The organism is Bradyrhizobium sp. UFLA05-108 (assembly GCF_059803455.1).
This window is the reverse complement of sequence record NZ_JBANAZ010000022.1, coordinates 97833-122956: the sequence shown is the minus strand read 5'-3', so window position 1 is coordinate 122956 and position 25124 is coordinate 97833. Positions and strand designations below refer to the sequence as shown.

Genomic DNA, 25124 nt, shown 5'->3' with positions numbered 1-25124 from the left:
TGCGACGATGTCCGTGCTGTACTGCTCTCATCCAAAGACGTACCGTGCGGATGATTTTATGACACAGTAAGATTAGTGCGCGCTCACGCTGTTCCAGACGAGGCCGACACCCGACAGGAATAACAGGCCGAGCACGATATCGCCAAAATGCTTGTCGCTGAGCGCGTGGTAGACGCGCGCGCCACACCAGGCGCCGACCAGCGTGGCCGGAAACGCAATCAGCGCGAGCCAGATCACCTGCGTCGCGACGAAGCCTGACGCTGTCTGCAACACCAGCGCGGCTGCCAGCACCGTGAAATTGAAGAGCTGGAAGATGCCGCGCCGCTCATGCTTGTTCCAGCCGCGGATGTTGGCCCACAGGATCGGCAGCGGTCCCGACAACCCCGCAAGTCCGCCCAAGATGCCGCCGGCGAAACCGATCGCGCCATCGGCGATCCTGCCGCCGAACGTGAAGGCGAGCGGCCGTTTGTTGAGATAGAGCGCGGTTGGAAAGATCAGCAGCAGCACGCCGATGCTGAGCTTGAACACTTTTGGGTCGGCCTGGGCGACCATCATGGTTCCCAGCGGCACACCGGCAAGTCCGCCGATCAGGAATGGCCAGACCAGCGAGAGATCAAAGCTCTTCCACATCGAGGGCAGCGTGGACGCTTGCGCGATGACCGAACAGATCAGCACCAGCGGCACGGCGAGCGACGGCGGCAGTACGTAGAGCCAGACGCCGAGCGCCATCAGAGCCGTGCCGAAACCGGCCAGCCCCGAGACGAAGCCGCCGGCCAATGCGCCAAAAAGCAACAGCGCGTAGCTGAGCGTATCCACACCAATGTCCTTGTTGTCATGGGCGGTGTACTAGACGATCTGCCTGGCGTCGACCGATCCGTGCAGCGCACTGAGGAGAATTTGCAACGCCTGGCCGAGCTCGGCGCGATTGCGCGCCGCGCCAAGCGATAGTCGCGCCGCATGCGGCGGATGATCGCCGACCACGAAGGCGTCGCTGGCGATGACGGCAAGCCCGTTGCGCAGCAGTTGCGCTGATATCTCCGTCCGGCTCCGCCCCTCCGGCAGCCGCAGCCAGAGATGATGCGCGGCAGGTTTGGCCAGGAACTGAAGACCTTTCAGCGCGCGTTGCGCGAGCTGCTGACGGCCAATCGCCTCGTTGCGGATCGCCGTGATGATGCGGTCGGCGACACCGGTCTCGAGCCAATGGGTAACGAGCGCAACCATCAGCGGCGCGGGCATCTGCACTGTTGCCTGAAGAAAGCTGCGCATCCGTTGCTGCGCGTCGGCGTCGGGCGTCACCAGATAGGCCACGCGCAGCGCCGGCGCGATGCATTTGGAAAGCGTGGTGGCAAGATAAGTCCGCTCCGGAATGAGATTGGCTATCGGCGAGGCCGAACGGTCGAGCAGGCCATAGGCATCGTCCTCGATCAGCGTCGTATCGGCGTCGCGGACAATCTTGGCAATTGCGTTCCGCCGCTCGGCCGAAAGCGTCGCGGTAGTCGGATTGTGCAGCGTCGGAACGAGATAGACCGCCTTCGGCCTGTGCTCCCGGCACGCCCTGGTCAGTGCGTCCGGAAGGATGCCGCCTTCATCCATCGCAATGCCGACCAGTTTGACGCCGAGCCGCGCGGCGACCGCCTTGATGCCGGGAAAGGTGAGGGCTTCCGTCAACACGACATCGCCGGGCCCGGTGAGATGGGCGATGAGGTTGAACAGGATCGTCTGCGTGCCCGGAAAGATCACGAGCCGGTCGGGGCGGACGTGGGGAACGCGCGTACGCATCCACTTTGCGGCGACGTCGAGCTCGTGCGCGCTGCCGCCGGGTGGTTGATAGTTGAGATAGGCGGTGAGGCCGGATTGCTGGCGGATCGCCTCGAGGCTTGCAAGGATGCGTTCGTCGAGCTGCGCCTCCAGTGGATGCGGTGGCACGTTCATCGACAGATCGATCGTGACCGGGTGGGGCAGGTCGACCGTTCGTCGCGCGCTGGTCTCCGAGACGAACGAGCCCTGTCCGACCCGTGCCTCCAAAATCCCGCGCCGCCGTGCCTCGGTATAGGCGCGCGTCACCGTGGTGAGATCGATGCCAAGCGCCTTCGCCAGCGCGCGCTGCGTCGGCAGTTGCTGGCCGCGCAGCAGCCTGCCTGCGGCGATGTCGGCCTCCATGGCGTCGACGATGCGCTGATAGCGCGGGCCGCTGAGCTCGGAGATTGTAGGGATCCAATCCATGCAAATCTGACCATTTTCTTTGAATGTATGGATGCAAGATAGTATTGTATGGATCGTTGGAAAGAAAGAGGTGTGGTCATGGCGACCGGTTCAGTCTCTCTGGCGAAGGCGATGTGGCGCGGGTTTTGCGGCAGGTGTCCGCATTGCGGCGAAGGCCATTTGTTCAAGCGCTTCCTGAAAGTGGCCGACAGCTGCGAGGTCTGCGGCGAGGAGCTCTTTCACCATCGGGCCGATGATTTCCCAGCCTATCTCGTCATCGTCGTGGTCGGCCACCTCGTGGTGCCGGCGATCCTCGCGATCGAAACGGCTTATGCACCGCCGGTCTGGCTGCAATTGGCGGTGTGGCTACCGGTGACGTTGTTTGCTTCGCTCGCTTTGTTGCAGCCGACCAAGGGCGCCATCGTCGGACTGCAATGGCAGGTCGGCATGCACGGCTTCGAGGAAGCCAAGCGGCGCCGCGAAGCCGGCCGGCTCACGCCGGTGCTCGTCAAGGCCAAAGCTGCATCGCGAGCGGCCTGAGCACGCCCCGCGACGTTTACATCGCGCGGTCGGCCGCTAGACTTCATCGTATCAAGCAAGAACGATGGAAATGCCGGTGACCGCACGCTCGCCCAAAACCTTCCTGCTGTGTCATGGCGCCTGGTCCGGCGGGTGGGTCTGGAAGAAGATGCATCCGCTGATGGCGCAGGCGGGCCATCGTCTGGTGGCGCCGACCTACACCGGTCTCGGCGAGCGGTCGCATCTTGCAAATCCTTCGATTGACCTGGAGACGCATATCCAGGACATCCTCAACGTCATCAAGTTCGACGACCTCAGCGACATCGTGCTGCTTGGCCACAGCTATGGCGGCATGGTCGCGACCGGCGTTGCCGATCGCGCCCGCGACCGCATCACGCAACTGATCTATGTCGACGCCTTCGTGCCGCGCGACGGCCAGTCGCTGTTCGATCTGAATGAGCAGGGGCGCGAGCCGATGCGAAAAGCCGCTGCCGCAGGCGATGGCTACCGCATCCCGCCCAACCCGCCGCCGCCGGATACGCCGCAAGCCGATCTCGACTGGCTAAACGCCCGCCGCGTCAGCATGCCGGTGAAATGCTTCGAGACGAAGCTGAAGCTTGGACACGGCGAGCCGACGATGCCGCGCAGCTACATCTACTGCACGCGCATTCCACCTGGCGACGTGTTCGGGCAGTTCGCCAAGCGCACGAAGAGCGAGGCCGGCTGGCGCCATTTCGAGATCGACGCCAGCCACGCGCCGAACGTCACGGCGCCGGAGGCATTGATGGCGGTGCTTGAGAAGATCGTAGAGTAACCACGATCGTCATTCCGGGGCGCGACGAAGTCGCGAGCCCGGAATCATTCATCCACCAGCCCTGCGGCCCGATGGATTCCGGGTTCTCGCTTCCGCCTTCGCTCGTCGAGCTTCGGCGGACAAGTCGCGAGCCCCGGAATGACGGCCCTTGAAGTGGTGAGGGGTCCGATGCGTCGGCATCGAACCCCTCGTCGCTTCCTCAGTAAGACACGCTTTCTTCACGCGAACCGGAAAACCACTTCGCTCGAAAACGCTTTAGAGCATCAGCCGGCCTGTAAGCCGGGTTCTGTAGGGCACCGCCTGCTTGCGCCGGCGATACGTGACGGCCATTCCTCTGGGACAATGTTTGCACATTGCCTCGAGCAACCTACCCGGACGGCGGGCCTGACATCGCCCCGCGGCGTTATCGCTTTCGCGAACAGCCCGCTTAAGCCGTCCCTATTCGGTTTTGCTCCCGGTGGGGTTTGCCATGCCGGCTCCGTTGCCGGAACCGCGGTGCGCTCTTACCGCACCTTTTCACCCTTGCCCCGCAAAGCCCGAAGGCAAGCGGGGCGGTTCGTTCTCTGTGGCACTTTCCCTAGGGTCGCCCCCGCCGGACGTTATCCGGCACCGCATGTCAAGGGAGCCCGGACTTTCCTCCCCGGCGGCCTTTCGGCACTTGCAGGGGCGGCCGTCCGGCCGACTGACGGTGTACGCAATGGGCATTTATGACGGTTTCGTCAAGGCGATATCGGCGTCCACGCGGCATCCAAAATAATTTATCCTGAAGATGTCGTTTGATGTGCGCCCCGTTCGACCGGATGTCGGCGATCCAGCCGAACAACAGGAGTGAGCGATGCAGTATCTGCTGCTGATTTATCGGAACGAAGCTGACCTGGGCAAGATGACGCCCGAGGACCGGCAGGAGATGTCGGCGGAGTACGGTGTCTACACGCAATCCATCGTCCAGAGCGGCCATTTCAAGGCCGGCGACGGGCTGCAGCCGACGACGACCGCGACCACCGTGCGTGTGCGCGACGGCAAGACCCTGACGACCGATGGTCCCTTCGCGGAGACGCGCGAGCAACTCGGCGGCTACTATCTGGTCGAAGCCAAGGATCTCGACGCCGCGATCGCACTCGCCGCGCGGATTCCCGGTGCCAGGTACGGATCGATCGAGGTTCGTCCGATCATGATCTACAAGTGATCTCGTCCGCAGACATCGACAAGGTCTTTCGCGACGAGGCGGGGCGGGCGCTGGCCACGCTGATCCGCCTCGTCGGTGATTTCGATCTCGCTGAAGATGCACTCCAGGACGCTTTTGCGGTTGCACTGGAGCGGTGGTCTGCATGCGAGGTGCCCGACAACCCGCGCGCCTGGCTCGTCAATGTCGGGCGCAACAAGGCAATCGACCGCATTCGTCGCCAGGTCGCGTTTCGCGGCAAGCAGCAGGCGCTCGTGCATGAGCTCACGCTGGATGCGCAAGCGCCCGACGAGCCGGCGACGATGCTCGACGACGATATGTTGCGGCTGATCTTCACCTGCTGTCATCCTGCGTTTGCGCCCGAAGTCCAGGTCGCGCTCACGCTGCGCACGGTATGCGGACTCACCACCGCGCAGGTCGCGCGCGCATTTCTCGTCAGCGAGGAGGCGATGGGGCAGCGTCTCGTCCGTGCCAAGCAGAAGATCAGGCTCGCCGGCATTCCCTATGAGGTGCCGGAGCGCGACGCACTCGCGCCGCGGCTGTGCGGCGTTCTTGCCGTCATCTATCTCGTCTTCACCGAAGGCTATGTCGCGACGTCGGGTGCAGACCTGATGCGACCTGATCTTGCGATCGAGGCTATCCGGCTTGGCCGGCTGCTCGATCGCTTGATGCCAGGGCGCAGCGAGATCAAGGGTCTGCTGTCCCTGATGCTGCTGCACGATGCGCGGCGCGCCGGGCGCGAGACGTCGGCCGGCGACATCGTGCTGCTGGAGGAGCAGGACCGTACGCTGTGGGATCGTGCGCAGATCGAAGAAGGCTTGCGCCTGGTCGACGATGCGCTGCGCTTGCCCGGCCGGCCGCAGCCCTACGCCGTGCAGGCGGCGATTGCTGCGCTCCATGCGCGGGCGCCAAGTTATGAGGAGACTGACTGGCCGCAGATCGCCGGACTCTACGAAGTGCTGTTACGGATCAGCCCGTCGCCGGTGATCGAGCTCAATCATGCGGCGGCCGTGTCGATGGTCGACGGCCCCGCACGCGCGCTTGATCTCGTCGACGCGATCGCAGCGCGCGGCGGGCTGGACGGCTATGAGCTGCTGCCTGCGGTGCGCGCTGATTTGTTGCGACGGCTCGACCGGAAGGAAGAGGCGCGACAGGCATATGTTGCGGCGACGGCGGCGACGCAGCTCGCGCCGCTGCGGAGGCTGTATGCGCGAAGGATCAGGGAGTTGGATTAACCGCCTCGAATTCCGCCTTCGTGCCCCGGACGCAGCGCCTCTTTGGCGATGCGCTGCAGAGCCGGGGCCCATCTCACCGCAGCGGACCGCGTTGCCACTGGGTCCCGGCTCTGCGCGCCAACGCGAGGGCGTTGTCGCGCGTCCGGGACATGAGAGTGAGCTGCTCGACCGCCGCCGTCACTTCGACGCGACGGTCGTGCCTTCGGCCGGCAAGCTCGCCAGCAGTGCCTGCAATGTCGACAGCGTCGAATGATCGACGACACCATCCAGCCGCGCCGGGCGGAAATGGCGCTGGAAGGCGGTGACGACCTCCATCGTCGTTGCATCGTACTTGCCGGTGAGCGGGATGCCGTAGCCATATTTGGCGAGCGCCTGCTGCAGGCTCAGCACCTCGTCGCTGATGGTGCCGAGCATCAGACTTTCGCCGCGCACGATAGGCGCGGGCGTCACCCAGTGACCGACGCCGGAATTGGCCAGCGAGTGCCACGGGAATTTCTCGCCGGGATCCTTCTTGCGCGCCGGCGCGACGTCGGAATGGCCGAGCACCCGATGCGGCGCCACCTTGCGGCGGAGCATGATGCCGCGGCAGAGCGCGATTACGGCAGCGATCTGGCGCAGCGGAAATTCCGGGTAGCCCCAGTCATGGCCGCGATTGACGATCTCGATGCCGATCGAGCAGGAATTGACGTCGTCCTCACCCGCCCATGACGAGACGCCGGCGTGCCAGGCGCGCTTGCTCTCCGGCACGCATTGCACGATGCGGCCGTCCTCAAGCACGACATAGTGAGCCGACACCTCGGTGCCCGCCGTGCACAGCCGCGCCAGCGCGCCCTCGACATCGGGCATGCCGGTGTAGTGCAAGAGGATCATGTCCGGCTGGCGGGCCTTGTTGCGCTCGCCATAGTTCGGAGAGGGGATGATGTCGGAGACGATGGAGGAGTCGGGATCGAACGTCCGCATGCTCGCCGCGGCCTTGGGAACCGGGAGCACGCGTTGACGCTTCGAATCAGATCCTGATGACGCGGACGAACCGGACGACATTATGGGGCTCAATCGGAATAACGCTCAATCAGAGAGAGCGGCGGGCGCTTCAAGCCCTTCACTTTACTATTCCTTTACCCTTGCGGCGGCGCAATCGCCGGCTTCGGTTAACGGGCGCATTTTGTCCGATGTGTGTGGATGACGCATCACCACGGATTTTACCTTTTTGACTTGTAATCGAACCATCAACGCTTTCTTAACGCTAAGGGCCGTTACTGAGAGTGAAGAGCCGCCCCGCGTCCGGAGGTGGCCAACGCGTTTTTTGTTCGAAATCCCATGGCTGCCCGACAAATTCCATGCGGAAAACAGGGTCTGCAGCCTGGGACCGCCGGGCTGGGCGAGCGCGCCGTACAGGGGTTGAGCCGTGGAACCGCCGCGAAGCGGAACAATTCGAGACGTGATGGACGCGTTAACCATCGTTCTCGCCCGCGCCGCTTGCGAGCCGGGCGCATGAGTTCGGCTGCCCACATTCCCGTTCTCGGCCGTGAGGCGATCGAGCATCTCGCGCCGCGCGAGGGTGGCGTCTATGTCGATGCGACCTTCGGTGGCGGCGGCTACAGCCACGCCATCCTGGATATGCCGGGAACTCGTATCATCGGCATCGATCGCGATCGCACCGCGATCGCCGGTGGCTTTGACCTGGTCGACCGCTCTGGCGGGCGCCTTATCTTGGTCGAAGACCGCTTCTCGAATCTCGCCGAGGTCTGCGCCGCGCAAGGCGTTGACGCCGTCGACGGTGTCGTCATGGACGTCGGCGTCTCCTCGATGCAGCTCGACCAGGCCGGCCGCGGCTTCTCGTTCCGGCTCGACGGTCCCCTCGACATGCGGATGGGGCAGGCTGGACCGACCGCAGCGGACGTCGTCGCAAAGGCGTCCGAGAGCGATCTTGCCGACATCATCTACCTCTTCGGCGAGGAGCGGCATTCGCGCAAAGTCGCGCGCGCCATCGTCGCAGCACGGCAGGAAGCACCGATCACGACCACGCGCGCGCTCGCCGATCTCGTTGCACGAGTCGTGCGCTCGAAGCCCGGCGACATCCATCCGGCGACGCGGACGTTCCAGGGCTTGCGCATCTTCGTTAATGAAGAGCTCGAAGAGCTTCAGACGGCGCTTGCAGCCGCCGAGCGCGTGCTGAGGCCTGGCGGGCGGCTGGTCGTGGTTTCCTTCCATTCGCTGGAAGACCGCATCGTCAAGAATTTCCTCAGCGAACGCGCCAAGACCGGCGGGGGCTCGCGGCATTTGCCCGAGGTCGCGCAGGTGCCGCCGAGTTTCCAGCTCCTGACGCGGCGTCCGGTCGTCGCTGGCGAAGATGAGGTCGCGCACAATCCGCGCGCGCGTTCCGCCAAGTTGCGCGCCGCCGAGCGGACCGCCTCTGCCGCGCATGCCGAGGGCGAGTCATCGTCCTGGCCGAGCCTTTCCGATGTCATGAGGGGCGGCTAGCGCATGCGCATCATTCACCTCTTGGTCATCGGCGCGCTGATCTTCGCCGCGGCCTATGTCTACCGGATCAAGATGGAGTCCACCGCGCGCACCGAGCGAGTGCTGCGCCTGCATGCCGACATCCGCGAGCAGCGCGATGCCATCGCCGCATTGCGCTCCGAATGGGCCAAGCTCGATGCGCCATTGCGGCTGCAAGGACTTGCCGAGCGGCATCTGCCGCTCAAGCCGGTCAATGGCACGCAATACGATCAGCTGAAGAACCTGCCCGACCGCCCGCCGCGGCTGGTCAAGCCCGGCGAGCCCGATCCGATCGGCGCCATGATCAACACCATTGAAGCTGCGACCGATGCCGACACGGTCACGGGTTCGGTGCGAGAGCCGCAGGACAAGCAATGAGCGCCGCCACTCCGGGCAAACCCGCAAAGCCGGCGCAGCGGGCAACCGAGCCTTGGCGTCAGCGGCTGATCCGCAGCCTGCTCTACGGGCGCAACGTCGATCGCGCGGCGAAGGCGCGTGCGCGCGTGGGCCTTGCGATCCTGGCGTTTTCGGCCGTCTATGCGCTAATCGGCGGCCGTCTCGTGATGTTCGCCATCGGTGCCGACGTCCACAGCGCACGGCGCGGCGGCGCGCAGGACGTGGTTGCGACCGCGCGGCCCGACATCGTCGATCGCAACGGCGAGATCCTTGCCACCGACGTCAAGGCGCCGAGCCTGTTCGGCGAACCGCGCCGCATCATCGACAAGGACGAGGCGATCGAACTCCTGACCGCCACCGTGTCTGACCTCGACGAGGCCGAGGTACGCGAGCGGCTATCCGCGCGAAAGGGGTTCGTCTGGCTGAAGCGCGAGATCACGCCGAAGCAGCAGCAGGAGATCCACAAGCTCGGCATTCCCGGCATCGGGTTCCTGCGCGAGAACAAGCGCGTCTATCCAACCGGCAACGAGGTCGCCCACCTCATCGGTCTCGTCAACATCGACAACCAGGGCATCGCCGGCATGGAGAAGTGGCTCGACAATAACGGGCTCGCCGATCTCCACCGTGCGGGCTTTGCCACCGACCGCCTGCAAAAGCCGATCGAGCTGTCGGTGGACTTGCGCGTCGAGCACGCGCTGCGCGACGAACTGTTGAAGGCGAAGGAGAAGTTTCACGCCAAGGCGGCGTCGGGCCTCGTCTCCAACGTCAAGACCGGCGAGATCGTGGCGATGGTCTCGGTGCCGGACTTCGACCCGAACAACCCGAAGGAAGCCCACGACCCCGATCGCATCAACCGCCTGACCACCGGCGTCTACGAGATGGGCTCGACCTTCAAGGCCTTTACGCTCGCCATGGCGCTCGACTCCGGCAAGGTCGATCTCAATTCGATGTGGGACGCGCGCGGGCCGCTGCACTACGGCAAGTTCGCCATTCATGACGATCACGCGCTCGGCCGCTTCATCAGCATGAAGGAAGTGTTCTATTACTCCTCCAACGTCGGTGCGGCGCGCATCGCGCTCTCGCAAGGCGTCGAGGCGCACAAGGCCTTCCTGCGCAAGATGGGGCAGCTCGAGCGGCTCCGCACCGAATTGCCGGAGAGCGCCTCGCCGATCGTGCCGAAGCGCTGGGCGGAGCTCAACACGGTGACCATCTCCTTCGGTCACGGCATCGCGGTCGCGCCGCTGCAGGCGGTGATGGGCATCGATGCGCTGGTCAATGGCGGCTATCTCATTCCGCCGACCTTCTTGAAGCGCACGGAGGCCGAGGCGATGGCGATGGCAAAGCGCGTCATCAAGCCCGAGACCTCGGACAAGATGCGCTATCTGATGCGGCTCAACGCCGAGGTCGGTACCGCCAAGAAGGCCGACGTTCCCGGCTATTACATCGGCGGCAAGACCGGCACGGCCGAAAAGGTCATCAACGGCCACTACGCCAAGAAGCGTGTGCTCAACGCCTTCACCGCGATCCTGCCGGCGGACAATCCGAAATACCAGCTCCTGATCATGCTGGACGAGCCGCAGCCTCTGAAAGAGACCTATGGCTTGATTACCTCGGGCTGGAACGCGGTGCCCACGGGCGGCAAGGTGATCGAGCGGATCGCGCCGCTGCTCGGGATCGAGCCCCGTTTCAACCTGCCGCCGTCCGACCGCCTTATTCTTGCAGCATCCAGGACAACCCAGTAAGCCGTAACCGGGCTGCCCCGAGTCGGGTTTCCTCCTGGATCCGGCTTGGCATTTCGACTGGAAGGCCATGAAACTGCGCGACCTCCTAGGTCAGGATTTTCTGGGCAATGATGCCGCAATCGAGCCCGCCGTCGCGGCGCTCGATGCGACGGGGCTTGCGCTCGACAGCCGCGTCGTCAAACCGGGTGATCTCTTCTTCGCGCTCGCCGGCAGCAAGACCGACGGCGCACGCTTCACCGACGCGGCGATCGCCGCAGGCGCGGTCGCTGTCGTCGGCGACCATGCGCCGGATACCTGCAAGGTGCCGTTCATCGCGGTCTCCAATCCGCGGCGTGCGCTGGCTCTGGCCGCGGCAAGATTCTTCCCCGCCCAGCCTGCGACGATTGCGGCGGTGACCGGCACCAGTGGCAAGACCTCAGTCGCGGCCTTCACGCGGCAGATCTGGGAGCGGCTCGGCCACGCGTCCGCCAGCATCGGGACCATCGGCCTTGTCTCGCCCAAGCGTACCGTCTACGGCTCGCTGACGACGCCCGATCCGATTGCGCTGCACCGGCAGCTCGATGAGATTGCGCGCGATGGCGTCACGCATCTGGCGTTCGAAGCGTCCTCGCACGGGCTCGATCAATATCGCCTCGACGGCGTGCGCGTCGCGGCCGGCGGCTTCACCAACCTCACGCGCGACCACATGGACTATCACCCGACCATCGCGCACTATCTTGCAGCGAAGCTGCGGCTGTTCCGCGATCTGGTCGCACCTGGCGGCGCGGCTGTGATCTCCGCCGATCATGATTGCTCGACTGAGGCGATCGAGGCCGCGAGGTCGCGCGGCCTGCGCGTGATGGCGGTCGGCCGCAACGGCGACGGGGCAGGCGAGGGCATCCGCCTCGTCGATGCCAAGGTCGACGGCTTTTCGCAAGCGCTCGCAATCGGGCATCGCGGCAAGGCGTATTCGATCAGGCTGCCGCTGGTCGGCGCGTTCCAGGTCGAGAACGCGCTGGTCTCCGCTGGCCTTGCGATCGGCACCGGCAGCGATGCGGGAGGCGTGTTTGCGAGCCTCGAACATCTCGAAGGCGCCAAGGGGCGGCTCGAGCTCGTTGGCGAACGCAATGGCGCGCCGATCTTCGTCGACTACGCGCACAAGCCGGATGCATTGGTCAAGGCACTTCAGGCGCTCCGGCCCTATGCCAAACGCAAGCTGATCGTCGTGTTCGGCGCCGGCGGTGATCGTGATGCCGGCAAGCGACCGATCATGGGCGCTATCGCGGCGGAGAATGCCGACGGTGTCATCATCACCGACGACAATCCGCGCAGCGAAAAGCCGGAAGCCATTCGCGCCGCAATCCTTGGCGCTGCAAAGGGCGCGAAAGAGATCGGTGATCGCGCAGCGGCGATCCGCGCGGCAATCGAGGAGCTCGAGCCGGGCGATGCGCTGCTGATTGCCGGCAAGGGCCACGAGACCGGGCAGATCATCGGCGGCCAGGTGCTGCCGTTCAGCGATCACGAGGCGGTCGCCGCCGCATTAGCGACGAGGGTTTCATGAGCGCGCCATTGTGGACGATTGCCGAGGTCGCGCGCGCGCTGGGGATCGCGGGATCGTTCCCGGACACGGCCATCGACTTCGTCACCCAGGACAGCCGCCTGGTGAAGCCGGGCAGCCTGTTCGTCGCGCTGAGCGGCACGCCTAGCGGCGGCTTCATCTCGGCCTTCGCCAGCGCGCGCGACGGCTGGGAGTTTGCCGACAAGGCGGAAGCTTCCGGCGCGGTCGCGATGATCGTGCCGCATGAGATCGCGGGCATCCGCATCCCACAGCTCATCGTCAAGGACACGCTGATCGACGGCCTCTGGGGCCTCGCGCGTGCCGCCCGCGCCCGCTTTGCGGGGCCGGTCGTCGGGCTCACTGGCAGCGCCGGCAAGACCAGCACCAAGGAATATCTCGCCGCCTACCCGAACGCCTATGCGAACCCGTCCAGCTTCAACAATTTCTGGGGCGTGCCGCTGACGCTGTGCAATGCGAGGCCTGATGCGAGCCTCTGGGTCGTCGAGATGGGCATGAACCAGACCGGCGAGATCGCGCGACTGAGCGAGCTGACGCGGCCGACGGTGGCGCTGGTCGTCAACGTGCAGCCGGTGCATCTGGAAAAGCTCGGCTCGCTCGAAGCCATCCGGCGCGAGAAGGTTTCGATCGCACTCGGCCTGCCGAATGACGGCGTGCTGGTGTTGCCGGCCGATATCGCCGCGCCCGAATGGAACGGCAAGGTCATCCGTTTCGGCGACGGCACCGAGGTCCGCGAGCTCGGGCACACGCCACATGGTGAAAGCTGGCAGGTGAGGGCGCAAGTCGGCGACAAGGAGATCGACTTCAGCCTCACGCCCGGCGCGCCGCACCGCGTCCACAACGCGCTCGCCGCGCTGGCCTCGATTCACGCGGCCGGTCTCGATGCCGCTGCGCTCGCGGCGAGGCTCGATGGTGTCGGCATCATGACTGGCCGCGGCGTCGAGCAGACCGTCGGCGGCATCACCGTGATCGACGACAGCTTTAACGGCAATCCGGCCAGCATGGCCGCGGCTCTGGAAAGTCTCAAGGCGCGCCACATGACCAGTGGCCGCCGCATCGCCGTGATCGGCGACATGCTCGAGCTGGGAACTGACGCGCCGTCCTATCACGTGAATCTTGCAAGACATCTCGACGGCATCGACGGCGTCTACTGTGTCGGTCCGTTGATGCATCATCTCTACCAGAAGCTGCCGCTGGCCAAGAGCCTCGGCTGGCATGACGATCCTGCCACGCTGGCCCCGCGAGATGTCGCAGATCTGCTGAAGGCAGGCGATGTCGTGGTTGTCAAGGGCAGCAAAAAGATGTTCTGGGTCAACAAGTTTGTGCCGGGGCTAGTGGCTGCCTTGCAGGCAAAGGCGTAAACTGGTTAAGCGCCGTGTCTGATCCCACAACACCGGCCGTCCGATTTTTGAGGGTCGCCCGACCACACCATGGAAGCCGGCGAAATACGCCAAAAGCGCTTTCGGCAAGGCCGCATGTGATGAGGCGGTATAGGACTGTCTGAATGTTTTACTGGCTGATCGAACTCTCCAACACGTTTCCGAGCTTCGGTGCGTTTCGCACCGTGCTGAACGTCTTCCGCTACATCACTTTCCGCACCGGCGGTGCCGTTGTCACCGGCGCGTTGTTCGTGTTCCTGTTCGGGCCCTGGATCATCGATCATTTGCGCATCCGCCAGGGCAAGGGCCAGCCGATTCGGGAAGACGGCCCGCAATCGCATCTCAGCAAGAAGGGCACGCCCACCATGGGCGGGCTGATGATCCTGTCCGGCCTCACGGTCGGCACGGTGCTGTGGGCCAACCCGCTCAATCCCTATGTCTGGATCGTGCTCGCGGTGACGCTCGGCTTCGGCTTCGTCGGCTTCTACGACGATTACCTCAAGGTGACCAAGCAGACGACGAGCGGGTTCGGCGGCAAGCTTCGCCTGCTGATCGAGGCGGTCATCGCGCTGGTCGCCTGCTATGCGCTGGTGCGGCTGAATCGCGATCCCGCGTCGACCGCGTTGACGATTCCTTTCCTCAAGGACACCGTTCTGCATTTCGGCTGGTTCTTCGTGATCTTCGGCGCCTTCGTCATCGTCGGCGCCGGCAATGCGGTGAACCTCACCGACGGTCTCGACGGCCTCGCCATCGTGCCGGTGATGATCGCCACCGCGAGCTTTGCCATGATCGCCTATCTCGCCGGTAACGCCGTGTTCGCCGATTACCTCCAGATCAAATATGTCGCGGGCACCGGCGAGCTCGCCGTGCTCTGCGGAGCGCTGCTGGGAGCGGGCCTCGGCTTCCTCTGGTTCAACGCACCGCCGGCCTCGATCTTCATGGGCGACACCGGTTCGCTGGCGCTCGGCGGCATGCTCGGCTCGATCGCCGTTGCGGTGAAGCACGAGATCGTGCTCGCCGTGATCGGCGGCCTGTTCGTGCTGGAGGCGGTCTCGGTGATCGTGCAGGTCGTCTCGTTCAAGCTGACGGGAAAACGCATCTTCAGGATGGCGCCGATCCATCACCATTTCGAGCAACTCGGCTGGACCGAGCCGCAGATCGTGATCCGCTTCTGGATCATCTCGGTGATGCTGGCGCTCGCCGGCCTTTCCACGCTGAAGCTGCGGTGATCGATCGATGATCCCGGTCACATCGTTTGCCGGCAAGACGGTCGCGGTGTTCGGGCTCGGCGGCTCGGGCCTCGCAAGCTGCCACGCCCTGAAAGCCGGCGGCGCCGAGGTGATCGCCGGCGACGACAGTGCCGACAATCTCGCCAAGGCAGCGCAGGAAGGTTTCATCACCGCCGAACTGCGCACCGTGTCGTGGGCGAATTTCTCGGCGCTGGTGCTCGCGCCCGGCGTGCCGCTCACCCATCCGGCGCCGCACTGGAGCGTCTTGAGGGCGCGCGAGGCCGGCGTCGAGGTGATCGGCGACATCGAGCTGTTCTGCCGCGAGCGGCGACGCCACGCGCCGAACGCACCGTTCGTCGCCATCACCGGCACCAACGGTAAGTCCACCACCACGGCGCTGATCGCGCATCTCACCAAGGTTGCCGGCTACGACACCCAGATGGGCGGCAATATCGGCACCGCGATCCTGTCGCTGGAGCAGCCGCGCATGGGCCGCGTCCATGTCGTCGAGATGTCGTCCTACCAGATCGATCTCACGCCGTCGCTCGATCCCTCCGCCGGCATTCTGCTCAATGTCAGCGAGGACCACATCGACCGCCACGGCACCATCCAGCACTATGCCGCGGTGAAGGAGCGTCTCGTCGCCGGAGTGCAAGCGAGCGGCACCTCGATCGTCGGCGTCGACGACGGCTGGTGCCGCGACATCGCCGACCGGCTCGACCGCGCCGGCAAGAACGTGGTGCGCATCTCCGTCAAAAATCCGCTTGCGACCGGCATCTATGTCGAGCACGACACGATCGTCCGCGCCTCGGGCGGCGCCCGCAGCGAGGTCGCAAAGCTCGGCGGCATCGGTTCGCTGCGCGGCCTGCACAATGCGCAGAATGCCGCCTGCGCCTCCGCCGCCGCGCTCGCGATGGGCATCAGCCTCGACGTGCTCCAGAACGGCCTGCGCAGCTTTCCCGGCCTTGCGCATCGCATGGAGCAGGTCGGCCGCCGCGGCAACGTGCTGTTCGTCAACGACTCCAAGGGCACCAACGCAGACGCTGCCGCGCATGCGCTGTCGTCCTTTGCCGACATCTTCTGGATTGCCGGTGGCAAGCCGAAGATGGGCGGCATCACCAGCTTGACGAGCTTCTTCCCGCGCATCCGAAAGGCCTATCTGATCGGCGAGGCCGCGCAGGAGTTTTCCGGCACGCTGGGCACGCGAGTCGCCCACGAGATTAGCCAGACGCTGGACGTCGCCGTCGAGCACGCCGCGCGCGACGCGGAAGCATCAGGCATCAGCGAGGCCGTCGTGCTGCTCTCGCCCGCCTGCGCCTCCTTCGACCAGTACCGAAATTTCGAGATCCGCGGCGCCAGGTACCGCGAGCTGGTCCAGGCGCTGCCGGGTGTGAAGCCGGTGGTGTAGGGTGCACTTATTCCTTGCACTCCGCTGTCGTCGTCCGGCTTGACCGGACGACCCAGTATTCCCCAGAGACGGCGACGAATACGGCGAGGCCGCGGCGTACTGGATGGCCCGGTCAAGCCGGGCCATGACGAGCATTTGGGGACGCGCTGTGCGCTATTTCCAAAGTTATCGATCCCATTAACCCCCCGTAAACCAACCTCGGCGACCAATGGGCTGATCTCTGTCCGAAAGTCGGCCGCCCCATGCTCTCCCGTGAAGAACGCACCCCCTTTTCCGAATGGTGGTGGACCGTCGACAAGCCGCTGCTCGGCGTCATCCTGGCGCTGATGCTGACTGGCGTCATCCTGTCGCTGGCGGCGAGCCCGCCGGTTGCGACCCGCATCGGGCTCGATCCCTTCCACTTCTTCAGCCGGCACGTGATGTTTCTGGCGCCGTCCTTCATTGTCCTGATCGGCGTGTCGTTTCTGTCGCCGCGTGCGATCCGGCGCAGCGCGCTGATCATCTTCGCGATCAGCATCATACTCATCGTGGTGACGCTCGCCATTGGCCCCGAGGTGAAGGGCTCGCGGCGCTGGATCACGCTGCTCGGCGTCAACATCCAGGCCTCCGAGGCCGCAAAGCCGTCATTCGTCGTCATCGCCGCCTGGCTGTTCGCAGAATCGACCAAGCGGCCTGAGATGCCCGCGACCTCGATGGCGCTGGTGCTGCTGTTGATGCTGGTCTCGCTCCTCGTCATGGAGCCCGATTTCGGCCAGACCATGCTGATCCTGATGGTGTGGGGCGCGCTGTTCTTCATCGCGGGCATGCGCATGATCTGGGTGTTCGGGCTTGCGGGCGCCGCCTCCGCCGGCCTGTTCAGCGCCTATCTTTTTGTTCCGCATGTCGCCGGGCGCATCAAGCGATTCATGAATCCGGCTTCTGGCGACACCTTCCAGGTCGATACCGCGATGGAAGCCTTCTACAACGGCGGATGGTTTGGCCTGGGGCCGGGCGAGGGCATCGCCAAGCGCAGCCTGCCGGACAGCCACACCGACTTCGTGTTTGCCGTCGCGGCCGAAGAGTTCGGCATCATCCTGTGCCTTGCGATGCTGGCGCTGTTCGCCTTCATCGTCATCCGCACGCTGTCGCGCGCCTATGCCAATGAGGACATGTTCTCGCGCTTTGCCGCCTCCGGCCTTGCCATCCTGTTCGGCGTGCAGGCCGCGATCAACATGTCGGTCAATCTTCAGCTCATCCCGGCCAAGGGCATGACGCTGCCGTTCATCTCCTATGGCGGCTCCTCCATCGTGACGCTCGCTTACGGCGTCGGCATGATGCTGGCGCTGACACGGCTGCGTCCGCGCACCGAGGTCGAGTCGATCGGCCGCGCCGAGGCGATGCGCAGCTACGCGTGATGCCCGACCCTCACCCTGAGGACCCACGCTCGCGCGGCGTCTCGAAGGGCGAGGCCAGCGGCCGGGCCTTCATCCTTCGAGACGCGCGTTCCGCGCTCCTCAGGATGAGGATTGGCATCCTGGATTTGCCCCGCTCGCAATGACGGAAAAGTCCCGGTAAAACCCTCCGCCATGGACACTTCCCCCCTGATTCTTCTCGCCGCAGGCGGCACCGGCGGTCATCTGTTCCCGGCCGAGGCGCTCGGCGTCGAATTGATCCGGCGCGGGTTTCGCGTGCGTCTCGTCACCGACGCGCGTGCGCTCCGCTACAGCGGGCTATTCAGCAAGGACATGATCGACGTCGTGGCGAGCGAAACCGCGCGCGGCCGCAATCCGCTGCAGCTTGCCCATGCCGGCTTCACGCTCGCCACCGGCACGCTCTCCGCCTTCAATCTGATGCGCCGATTGCGGCCGGTCGCAGTCGTCGGCTTCGGCGGTTATCCGACGCTGCCGCCGTTGATCGCGGCCAGGCTCGCCGGTGTGCCCGGTATCATCCACGATGCCAACGCGGTGCTCGGTCGCGCCAATCGGTTCCTGTCGCGCCATGTACGCGCGATCGCGACGTCCTTGCCGGGCGTGCTCGACCGGGATCCCACGCTGGCGCCGAAGACCACGACGGTCGGCACCCCGATGCGTCCGGCGATCCTCGCAGCCGCCGCGGTGAAGTACACGCCGCCGGAGCCCAACGGCCCGCTGCGCCTGCTTGTCGTTGGTGGTAGCCAGGGCGCGCGCATCATGGCCGACATCGTGCCCGGCGCGATCGAGCGGCTCGCGCCCGCGATCTGGAGCCGGTTGATCCTCACCCAGCAGGTCCGCGATGAGGACATGACGCGGGTGCGCGCGGTCTACGACAAGCTCAAGATCAATGCCGAGCTCGCGCCGTTCTTCACCGATTTGCCGGCGCGGCTTGCCTCGAATCATCTGGTAGTGTCGCGCTCGGGCGCCGGCACGGTCGCCGAGCTCGCGGCAATCGGGCGGCCCTCGATCCTGGTACCGCTGCCCGGCTCGATCGACCAGGACCAGTTCGCCAATGCCGGGGTGCTCGCCCAGGTGAACGGCGGTCTGCGCATCCCGCAGACCGAGTTCACCTCGGACCGGCTGGCCGCGGAGATCTCTGCCTTCGCCGTCGAGCCCGCGCGGCTTGCCGCCATGGCCGAGGCCGCCCGCGGTGCCGGCCGGCTCGATGCCGCCGAGCGGCTGGCCGACCTGGTGGTCAAAGTCGCCGGAATCTGACGTCAGTTCCGCCCCGGAATGACCAAAAATGCCCCTTGTCATGCCCCGCGAAAGCGGGGCATCCAGTAACCGGCGCAGGCTGATTTGAATCTCAGGCTTCGCGGAGTACTGGATCGTCCCGCCCCAGTGCGCAAGAGCGCACAAGGCGGACGATGACGTCGAGGAGACAACATGAGACTGCCGCGCGAGATCGGACCCATCCACTTCGTCGGGATCGGCGGCATCGGCATGAGCGGCATTGCCGAGGTGCTGGTCAATCTCGGCTACGCCGTGCAGGGCTCGGACGCCTCCGACAATTACAATCTCGACCGGCTGCGCAAGAAGGGCGCAAAGGTCTCGGTCGGCCACAGGGCCGAAAATGTCGATGGCGCCGACGTCGTCGTCGTGTCCTCCGCGATCAAGCGCGACAATCCGGAATTGATGGCGGCGCGCGCGCAGCGCATTCCCGTGGTGCGCCGTGCCGAGATGCTGGCCGAATTGATGCGGCTGAAGAGCTGCGTGGCGATCGCCGGCACCCATGGCAAGACCACGACGACGACGATGGTCGCAACGCTGCTCGATGCCGGCGGCCTCGATCCAACCGTGATCAACGGCGGCATCATCAACGCCTATGGCTCGAATGCACGGCTCGGTGCTGGCGACTGGATGGTGGTGGAAGCGGACGAGAGCGACGGCACGTTCCTGAAGCTGCCGACGGATGTCGCGATCGTCACCAATGTCGACCCAGAGCATCTCGATCACTTCAAGACGTTCGAAGCCGTGCAGGATGCGTTCCGCCAATTCGTCGAGAACCTGCCGTTCTACGGCTTTGCCGTGATGTGCATCGATCATCCGACCGTGCAGAGCCTGGTCGGCAAGATCGAGGATCGCCGCATCATCACCTATGGCGAGAACCCGCAGGCTGATGCACGGCTTGTCGATCTCACGCCGATGGGTGGCGGCTCGAAATTCAAGGTCGCGATCCGCGATCGCAAGAGCGGTGCCGTGCATGAGATCGCGGATCTCATGCTGCCGATGCCGGGACGTCACAATGCCTCCAACGCGACAGCCGCGATTGCAGTGGCGCATGAGCTCGGCGTCTCCGACGAGGCGATCCGCAAGGCGATGGCGACCTTCGGCGGCGTGAAGCGCCGTTTCACCAAGACCGGCGAGTGGAATGGTATCACCGTGATCGACGACTACGGTCACCATCCCGTCGAGATTGCTGCGGTGCTGAAGGCGGCGCGCGAATCCACCAACGGCAAGATCGTCGCCGTGGTGCAGCCGCACCGCTTCACCCGCCTGCAATCGCTGTTCGAGGAATTCTGCACCTGCTTCAACGATGCGGATGCGGTTGTTGTCGCCGAGGTCTATCCCGCAGGGGAGGCCCCGATCGAAGGCATCGACCGCGATCATTTCGTCGCCGGCCTGCGCGCCCACGGCCATCGCCAGGTGATCCCGCTGCCGGCATCCTCGGACCTCGCCGGCATCGTCAAGGGCACGGCGAAGTCAGGCGATCTCGTCGTGTGCCTGGGCGCCGGCAACATCACGCAATGGGCCTACGCGCTGCCCGGCGAATTGAAGGCGCTGGGGTGAGCCGTCGCATGAGCTTTCCCGACATCACGCCCGAACTCAAAGCCGCGATGCCTGACCTGCGCGGGCGGCTGCTGGCGAACCAGTCGCTGGCCGAGCTCACCTGGTTTCGCGTCGGCGGTCCCGCGCAGGTGTTGTTCACGCCGGCCGATGAAGACGATCTCGCTTATTTCCTCGCGCATCTGTCGACCGACATTCCGGTCTACGTCGTCGGCGTCGGCTCCAATCTCATCGTGCGCGATGGCGGCATCTCGGGCGTCGTGATCCGTCTTGCGCCGCGCGCCTTTGGCGAGGCGAGCGCGAGCGGCGACATCGTCGCCGCGGGGGCTGCCGCGCTCGACAAGCGCGTTGCCGAAGTGGCGGCCAGCGCTGATATCGGCGGGCTCGAATTCTTCTTCGGCATTCCCGGCACGATCGGCGGCGCGCTGCGGATGAATGCGGGGGCCAATGGCGGCGAGACCAAGGACGTGCTGATCGAGGCGACCGGCATCGGTCGCGACGGCACAAGGCACATCTTCTCCAATGCCGACATGAAGTTCGTCTACCGCAACAGCGGTGTCGATCCCTCGGTCATCTTCACGTCCGCGCGCTTTCGTGGCGTCATCAAGGATGCGGAGGCAATCCGCGCCCGCATGGCGGAGGTGCAAAACCATCGCGAGACCGCCCAGCCGATCCGAGAAAAAACCGGCGGCTCGACCTTCAAGAATCCGCCCGGTCACTCCGCCTGGAAGCTGATCGACGCTGCCGGCTGCCGCGGCCTGCGCGTCGGCGGCGCGCAGGTGTCGGAGATGCACTGCAACTTCCTGATCAACACCGGCGATGCGACCGGTCACGACATCGAGACACTGGGCGAGACCGTGCGCGAACGCGTGAAGGTAAATTCCGGAATTGAGCTACACTGGGAAATCAAACGGATTGGGATTCCCGCATGATCGTCATTCCACATTGCGCAAATGCGCAATGTGGAATGACGCCTACGGATAGGTGACTGAACACATGCGCATCACCATTCTCTTCGGCGGCTCCAACAGGGAGCGTCTGGTCTCGGCCGCAAGCGCGCAGGCGCTGCAGCAGGCGTTGCCCGAAGCCGATCTCTGGTTCTGGGACATCGAGGACAACGTCCACGTCGTCCAGTCGAAGCAGCTCGCCGAACACGCCCGTCCCTTCGAGGACGAGTTCAATCCGGGCACGCGCGGCGTTCCGCTGGAACAGGCGCTCGACCAGGCCAAGGTCGAGGATCGTGTGCTGGTGCTCGCGCTACATGGCGGCCGCGCCGAGAACGGCGAATTGCAGGTGATGTGCGAATCGCGCGGCGTAGCCTTCACCGGATCGGGCTCGGCGTCCTCGCATCTGGCCTTCGACAAGATTGCCGCCAAGCAGTTTGCCACCCTCGGCGGTGTGACGCCGCCGATTGGCATTGCGCTCGAAAATATCGACGACGCCTTTGCCGAATACGGCAGGCTGATCGCAAAGCCGGCGCGCGATGGTTCGAGCTACGGCCTGATCTTCGTCAACGCCAAGCAGGATCTCGTCGCGGTCCGCAATGCGGCCAAGCATGAAGAATACGTCATCGAACCCTACATCGCCGGGATCGAAGCAACCTGCGGCGTGCTGGAGCGGCCGGACGGCTCGATGATGTCGCTGCCGCCGATCGAGATCATCCCGGGCGAGGGCAATTTCGATTACGCCGCAAAGTATCTGCTCTCATCGACCCAGGAGATCTGCCCCGGCCGATTCTCGCCGGAGGTCACGGCCGCGCTGATGGACCAGGCGATGCGAGCGCACCGGGCGATGTCCTGCACCGGTTATTCCCGGTCGGACTTCATCGTGTCGGACAAGGGGCTCGTCTACCTGGAGACCAACACGCTGCCCGGCCTCACCAAGTCCTCTCTCTATCCCAAGGCGCTGAAGGCGCAGGGGATCGAGTTCGTCGACTTCCTGCATGACCTGATCGAGCTCGCCGAAGGGCGGGTGCGGAAATAATTGAGGCTGGTTAACGGCCGGCCGGACGAAACGGCCGGTTTTGGAACCCAAAATCGGTAAAATGCCGGGGATAGCGGCATAAATGCCTCACAAGACGAGGCAAAAAGCTCCAGCCGTTAACGAAGTTTACCTTTTGTTTACCAGGAAGTCCGAAGGTTAACGCTGGCGGCGCATATGGCGATTTGGCTGCCGGCGCGTGGGCTGTCGCGGGGGTTCCCGACTCCGGCCAACGCTTTGAAGGGGAGAGGCTTCTTCTGCTGACCCGGCCGGCCGGTCCGAGACGTCATGGGCGTCAGAACCCGCGAATTTTCCGCGGGCTAACTGTTGATGAGCTCGTGCAATGGATGGTGCAGGCAGTCTCACCCGGTCAGTACTTCGATCGCTGAGGCCCCAAGCTGACCTGAAGGCGGCCGCTATTGGAGCGGTCGTGCTTCTGCGCGAGTGGGTCGAGCAGAAGCGCCAAGACAAGCGCGAAGAGAAGCTCGAGGAAAAGCGTGCCCGCGCCAAGGCCCTTCCGGAGCGCGAGCCGACGCCGCGCATCGTCGCGCTGGTCGAACGCTTCCTGCCGCGCCGGGTCGGCATCAGCCTGACCGTCATCCTGCTCGCAGGCGCTACCGGTCTCGGCATCGTCAAGGGCGGCCATCTCCAGGATTTCATCATCGCGGTCAGCGATGCCCGCAATGCGCTGGCCAATTCCGCCGGCTTCCGCATCACGTCCGTCGTCATCAACGGCCGCAAGCAGCTCAGCCAGGACGAGATCCTCGCCATCGGCGGCGTCAGCGGCCGCTCATCGCTGCTGTTCCTCGATGCCGACGGCCTGCGCGACAAGCTCAAGGCCAATCCCTGGATCGCGGACGCGACTGTGCTGAAGCTCTATCCTGGCCAGCTCCAGATCGACATCACCGAGCGCAAGGCGTTCGCGCTGTGGCAGGAAGCTGGCCGACTCTCTGTGATCGCCGACGATGGCGCTGTGCTCGAGCCCTACGTTTCGCGCCGCTTCCTGACGCTGCCGCTCGTGGTCGGCAAGGGCGCAGCCAGCCAGGCGCGCGATTTCCTCGCGCTGCTCGCGCGCTACCCGCAGGTGCAGTCGGTGACCAAGGCGGCGATCTTCATCGGCGAGCGCCGTTGGAATCTGCGGCTCAAGGACGGCCTCGACGTGCGGCTGCCCGAGCAGGACGTCGGCAATGCGCTTGCCGCCCTGTCCAAGCTCGACAAGGAGGAGAAGCTGTTCTCCAAGGATATCGTCGCCGTCGACATGCGCCTGCCCGATCGTCTCGTAGTGCAGCTCTCCGACGACGTCGCGAAGGCGCGCGAAGAAATGTTCAAGGACAAGAAGTCCAAGAAGAAGGCCGGTGATTCCGCATGACCGGTCTCGATCGCACCCAGACGCCGAAGACCCGCCCGATGCCGCATAAGCGCGCCGGGCTCGTCGCCTGTCTCGACATCGGCACCAGCAAGATCGCCTGCATGATCGCGCGGCTGAAGCCGTCCGCGCCAAGCGAGGCGCTGCGCGGCCGTACCCATGCGGTGGAATTGACCGGCTACAGCCAGATCCAGTCGCGCGGCATGAAAGCTGGCGCGGTGATCGATCTCGGCGAATGCGAGCAGGCGGTGCGCCAGGCCGTCGGGCTTGCGGAGAAGATGGCGAAGGTGCGGGTCGAATCCGTGCTGCTGTCGGTCTCCGGCGGCAGGCTCGCCGGGCACATGGTCGAAGCCGCCGCCGACATCCGCGGCGGTGCGGTCACGCCGGCCGACGTCAGTCGCGTCACCTCCACCGGCATGCGCCATGCCACCGGCGAGGGCCGTACCGTGCTGCACGCGCTGCCCGTCGGCTACACGCTCGATGGCGTCAAGGGCATCCGCGATGCCCGCGGCATGATCGCGCGCCAGTTCGGCGTCGACATGAACGTGGTCACCTGCGACGCCACCGTGGCGCGCAACCTGATGCTGGCGGTGGAGCGCTGCCACATCAACGTCGAAGCCATGGCGGCGAGCCCCTATGTCGCCGGCCTCTCCGTGCTGACCGACGACGAGGCCGATCTCGGCGCCGCCGTCGTCGAGATGGGGGCGGGCACCACGACCATCGCCGTCTATTCCGGCGGCCGCTTCGTGCATGCGGCAGGCTTTGCGCTCGGCGGTCATCACATCACGATGGACCTGGCGCGCGGACTGTCGGCGACCATCGCTGACGCCGAGCGGATCAAGACGCTTTACGGCACGGTCATCACCGGCGGATCGGACTCGCGCGAGCTGATGTCGGTGCCGACCGCAGGCGACGAGCAGGATCTGCCGCAGATCGTCTCCCGCGCCACCATCGCCAACATCGTCAAGCACCGGGCCGAGGAAATCTTCGAGATGGTCCGCGACAAGCTGAAGGAATCGCCCTTCGCGGCCGAGCCGAATGGCCGCATCGTTCTCAGCGGCGGCGCCTCGCAGCTCACCGGGCTCGTCGAGCTCGGCACGCAAATTCTCGGCCGTCCCGTGCGGATCGGTCGCCCGCTCGGCTTCGGCCGGCTGCCCAATGAGGCGAAGAACGCCGCCTTCGCGGTGCCCGCCGGGCTCCTGGTCTACCCGCAATATGTTCACCTTGAACATGTCGAACCGCGGCATACGCGGCAGATCAAGACAGGGACCGGCGGTTATTTCGGAAAGGTCGGACGATGGCTTCGCGAGGGCTTCTGATGACAGGCTTCCACGTTCCCGGATTTTCACCAACTCCCGCGGCCGCCGGCCGGGGCGAAC

The 25124-nt window shown here is 65.1% G+C and carries 21 protein-coding genes and 1 other RNA gene; 18 read left to right on the top strand and 4 right to left on the bottom strand.

The window, feature by feature from the left end:
* Positions 1–72: 72 nt before the first annotated feature.
* Both SO140_RS18230 and SO140_RS18225 read right to left on the bottom strand, forming a co-directional pair.
* Positions 73–816 carry a sulfite exporter TauE/SafE family protein gene (locus SO140_RS18230; protein ID WP_449379323.1) on the bottom strand — a complete coding sequence of 248 codons (744 nt, stop codon included), beginning with the start codon at positions 814–816 and terminating at the stop codon, positions 73–75.
* A gap of 30 nt (positions 817–846) precedes the next feature.
* On the bottom strand, positions 847–2223 hold the full coding sequence (locus tag SO140_RS18225) for an aminotransferase-like domain-containing protein (RefSeq protein ID WP_449379322.1): 1377 nt from the start codon (positions 2221–2223) through the stop codon (positions 847–849).
* A gap of 78 nt (positions 2224–2301) precedes the next feature.
* Here SO140_RS18225 and SO140_RS18220 point away from each other — a divergent pair, with 78 nt between their 5' ends.
* Both SO140_RS18220 and SO140_RS18215 read left to right on the top strand, forming a co-directional pair.
* Positions 2302–2742: a DUF983 domain-containing protein gene (locus SO140_RS18220; RefSeq protein WP_449379321.1), complete on the top strand. Its 441-nt coding sequence runs from the start codon at positions 2302–2304 to the stop codon at positions 2740–2742.
* Between the two features lie 64 nt (positions 2743–2806).
* Positions 2807–3535: an alpha/beta fold hydrolase gene (locus tag SO140_RS18215; protein ID WP_449379320.1), complete on the top strand. Its 729-nt coding sequence runs from the start codon at positions 2807–2809 to the stop codon at positions 3533–3535.
* A 259-nt stretch (positions 3536–3794) separates the two neighbouring features.
* On the opposite strand, the gene rnpB is transcribed toward SO140_RS18215, so the two are convergent.
* Positions 3795–4221, bottom strand: an RNA gene (rnpB, locus tag SO140_RS18210) — RNase P RNA component class A.
* Between the two features lie 149 nt (positions 4222–4370).
* Here rnpB and SO140_RS18205 point away from each other — a divergent pair.
* Positions 4371–4721 (top strand): YciI family protein, encoded by a 351-nt coding sequence (locus SO140_RS18205; protein ID WP_449379319.1) that lies wholly within the window; start codon positions 4371–4373, stop codon positions 4719–4721.
* Positions 4718–5953 carry an RNA polymerase sigma factor gene (locus SO140_RS18200; protein ID WP_449379318.1) on the top strand — a complete coding sequence of 412 codons (1236 nt, stop codon included), beginning with the start codon at positions 4718–4720 and terminating at the stop codon, positions 5951–5953. Before SO140_RS18205 ends, SO140_RS18200 begins: the two co-directional genes overlap by 4 nt.
* A gap of 177 nt (positions 5954–6130) precedes the next feature.
* Here the strand turns inward: SO140_RS18200 and SO140_RS18195 are convergent, their stop codons facing one another.
* Positions 6131–6994, bottom strand: coding sequence for an N-acetylmuramoyl-L-alanine amidase (locus SO140_RS18195; RefSeq protein WP_449379317.1), 864 nt, complete (start codon positions 6992–6994; stop codon positions 6131–6133).
* A gap of 450 nt (positions 6995–7444) precedes the next feature.
* Between SO140_RS18195 and rsmH the strand changes: the two genes are divergently transcribed.
* From rsmH to ftsA, 14 genes are all read left to right on the top strand, one after another.
* Entirely contained in the window at positions 7445–8434 is a 990-nt protein-coding gene (rsmH, locus tag SO140_RS18190) for a 16S rRNA (cytosine(1402)-N(4))-methyltransferase RsmH (RefSeq protein WP_449379316.1), read from the top strand.
* A gap of 3 nt (positions 8435–8437) precedes the next feature.
* Positions 8438–8830, top strand: coding sequence for a cell division protein FtsL (ftsL, locus tag SO140_RS18185; RefSeq protein WP_449379315.1), 393 nt, complete (start codon positions 8438–8440; stop codon positions 8828–8830).
* A complete protein-coding gene (locus SO140_RS18180) occupies positions 8827–10590 on the top strand; it encodes a peptidoglycan D,D-transpeptidase FtsI family protein (RefSeq protein WP_449379314.1) in 1764 nt (587 codons plus the stop codon). Before ftsL ends, SO140_RS18180 begins: the two co-directional genes overlap by 4 nt.
* Before the next feature lie 67 nt (positions 10591–10657).
* A complete protein-coding gene (locus tag SO140_RS18175; RefSeq protein WP_449379313.1) occupies positions 10658–12130 on the top strand; it encodes a UDP-N-acetylmuramoyl-L-alanyl-D-glutamate--2,6-diaminopimelate ligase in 1473 nt (490 codons plus the stop codon).
* Entirely contained in the window at positions 12127–13506 is a 1380-nt protein-coding gene (locus SO140_RS18170) for a UDP-N-acetylmuramoyl-tripeptide--D-alanyl-D-alanine ligase (protein WP_449379312.1), read from the top strand. The genes SO140_RS18175 and SO140_RS18170 overlap by 4 nt, the downstream gene beginning before the upstream one ends.
* 143 nt (positions 13507–13649) lie before the next feature.
* Positions 13650–14753: a phospho-N-acetylmuramoyl-pentapeptide-transferase gene (gene mraY, locus SO140_RS18165; RefSeq protein WP_449379311.1), complete on the top strand. Its 1104-nt coding sequence runs from the start codon at positions 13650–13652 to the stop codon at positions 14751–14753.
* A 7-nt stretch (positions 14754–14760) separates the two neighbouring features.
* Positions 14761–16161 (top strand): UDP-N-acetylmuramoyl-L-alanine--D-glutamate ligase, encoded by a 1401-nt coding sequence (gene murD / locus SO140_RS18160; RefSeq protein WP_449379310.1) that lies wholly within the window; start codon positions 14761–14763, stop codon positions 16159–16161.
* A 242-nt stretch (positions 16162–16403) separates the two neighbouring features.
* Positions 16404–17555, top strand: a complete 1152-nt coding sequence (gene ftsW, locus SO140_RS18155; RefSeq protein ID WP_449379309.1) for a putative lipid II flippase FtsW — start codon at positions 16404–16406, stop codon at positions 17553–17555.
* A gap of 171 nt (positions 17556–17726) precedes the next feature.
* Positions 17727–18827 (top strand): undecaprenyldiphospho-muramoylpentapeptide beta-N-acetylglucosaminyltransferase, encoded by a 1101-nt coding sequence (murG, locus tag SO140_RS18150; protein WP_449379308.1) that lies wholly within the window; start codon positions 17727–17729, stop codon positions 18825–18827.
* Between the two features lie 171 nt (positions 18828–18998).
* Entirely contained in the window at positions 18999–20402 is a 1404-nt protein-coding gene (gene murC / locus SO140_RS18145; RefSeq protein WP_449379307.1) for a UDP-N-acetylmuramate--L-alanine ligase, read from the top strand.
* A gap of 8 nt (positions 20403–20410) precedes the next feature.
* Positions 20411–21331 (top strand): UDP-N-acetylmuramate dehydrogenase, encoded by a 921-nt coding sequence (murB, locus tag SO140_RS18140; protein WP_449379306.1) that lies wholly within the window; start codon positions 20411–20413, stop codon positions 21329–21331.
* 64 nt (positions 21332–21395) lie between these two features.
* On the top strand, positions 21396–22382 hold the full coding sequence (locus SO140_RS18135) for a D-alanine--D-alanine ligase family protein (RefSeq protein WP_449379305.1): 987 nt from the start codon (positions 21396–21398) through the stop codon (positions 22380–22382).
* A gap of 340 nt (positions 22383–22722) precedes the next feature.
* A complete protein-coding gene (locus SO140_RS18130) occupies positions 22723–23748 on the top strand; it encodes a cell division protein FtsQ/DivIB (protein WP_449379304.1) in 1026 nt (341 codons plus the stop codon).
* On the top strand, positions 23745–25064 hold the full coding sequence (gene ftsA, locus SO140_RS18125) for a cell division protein FtsA (RefSeq protein WP_449379303.1): 1320 nt from the start codon (positions 23745–23747) through the stop codon (positions 25062–25064). Before SO140_RS18130 ends, ftsA begins: the two co-directional genes overlap by 4 nt.
* Positions 25065–25124: the final 60 nt, after the last annotated feature.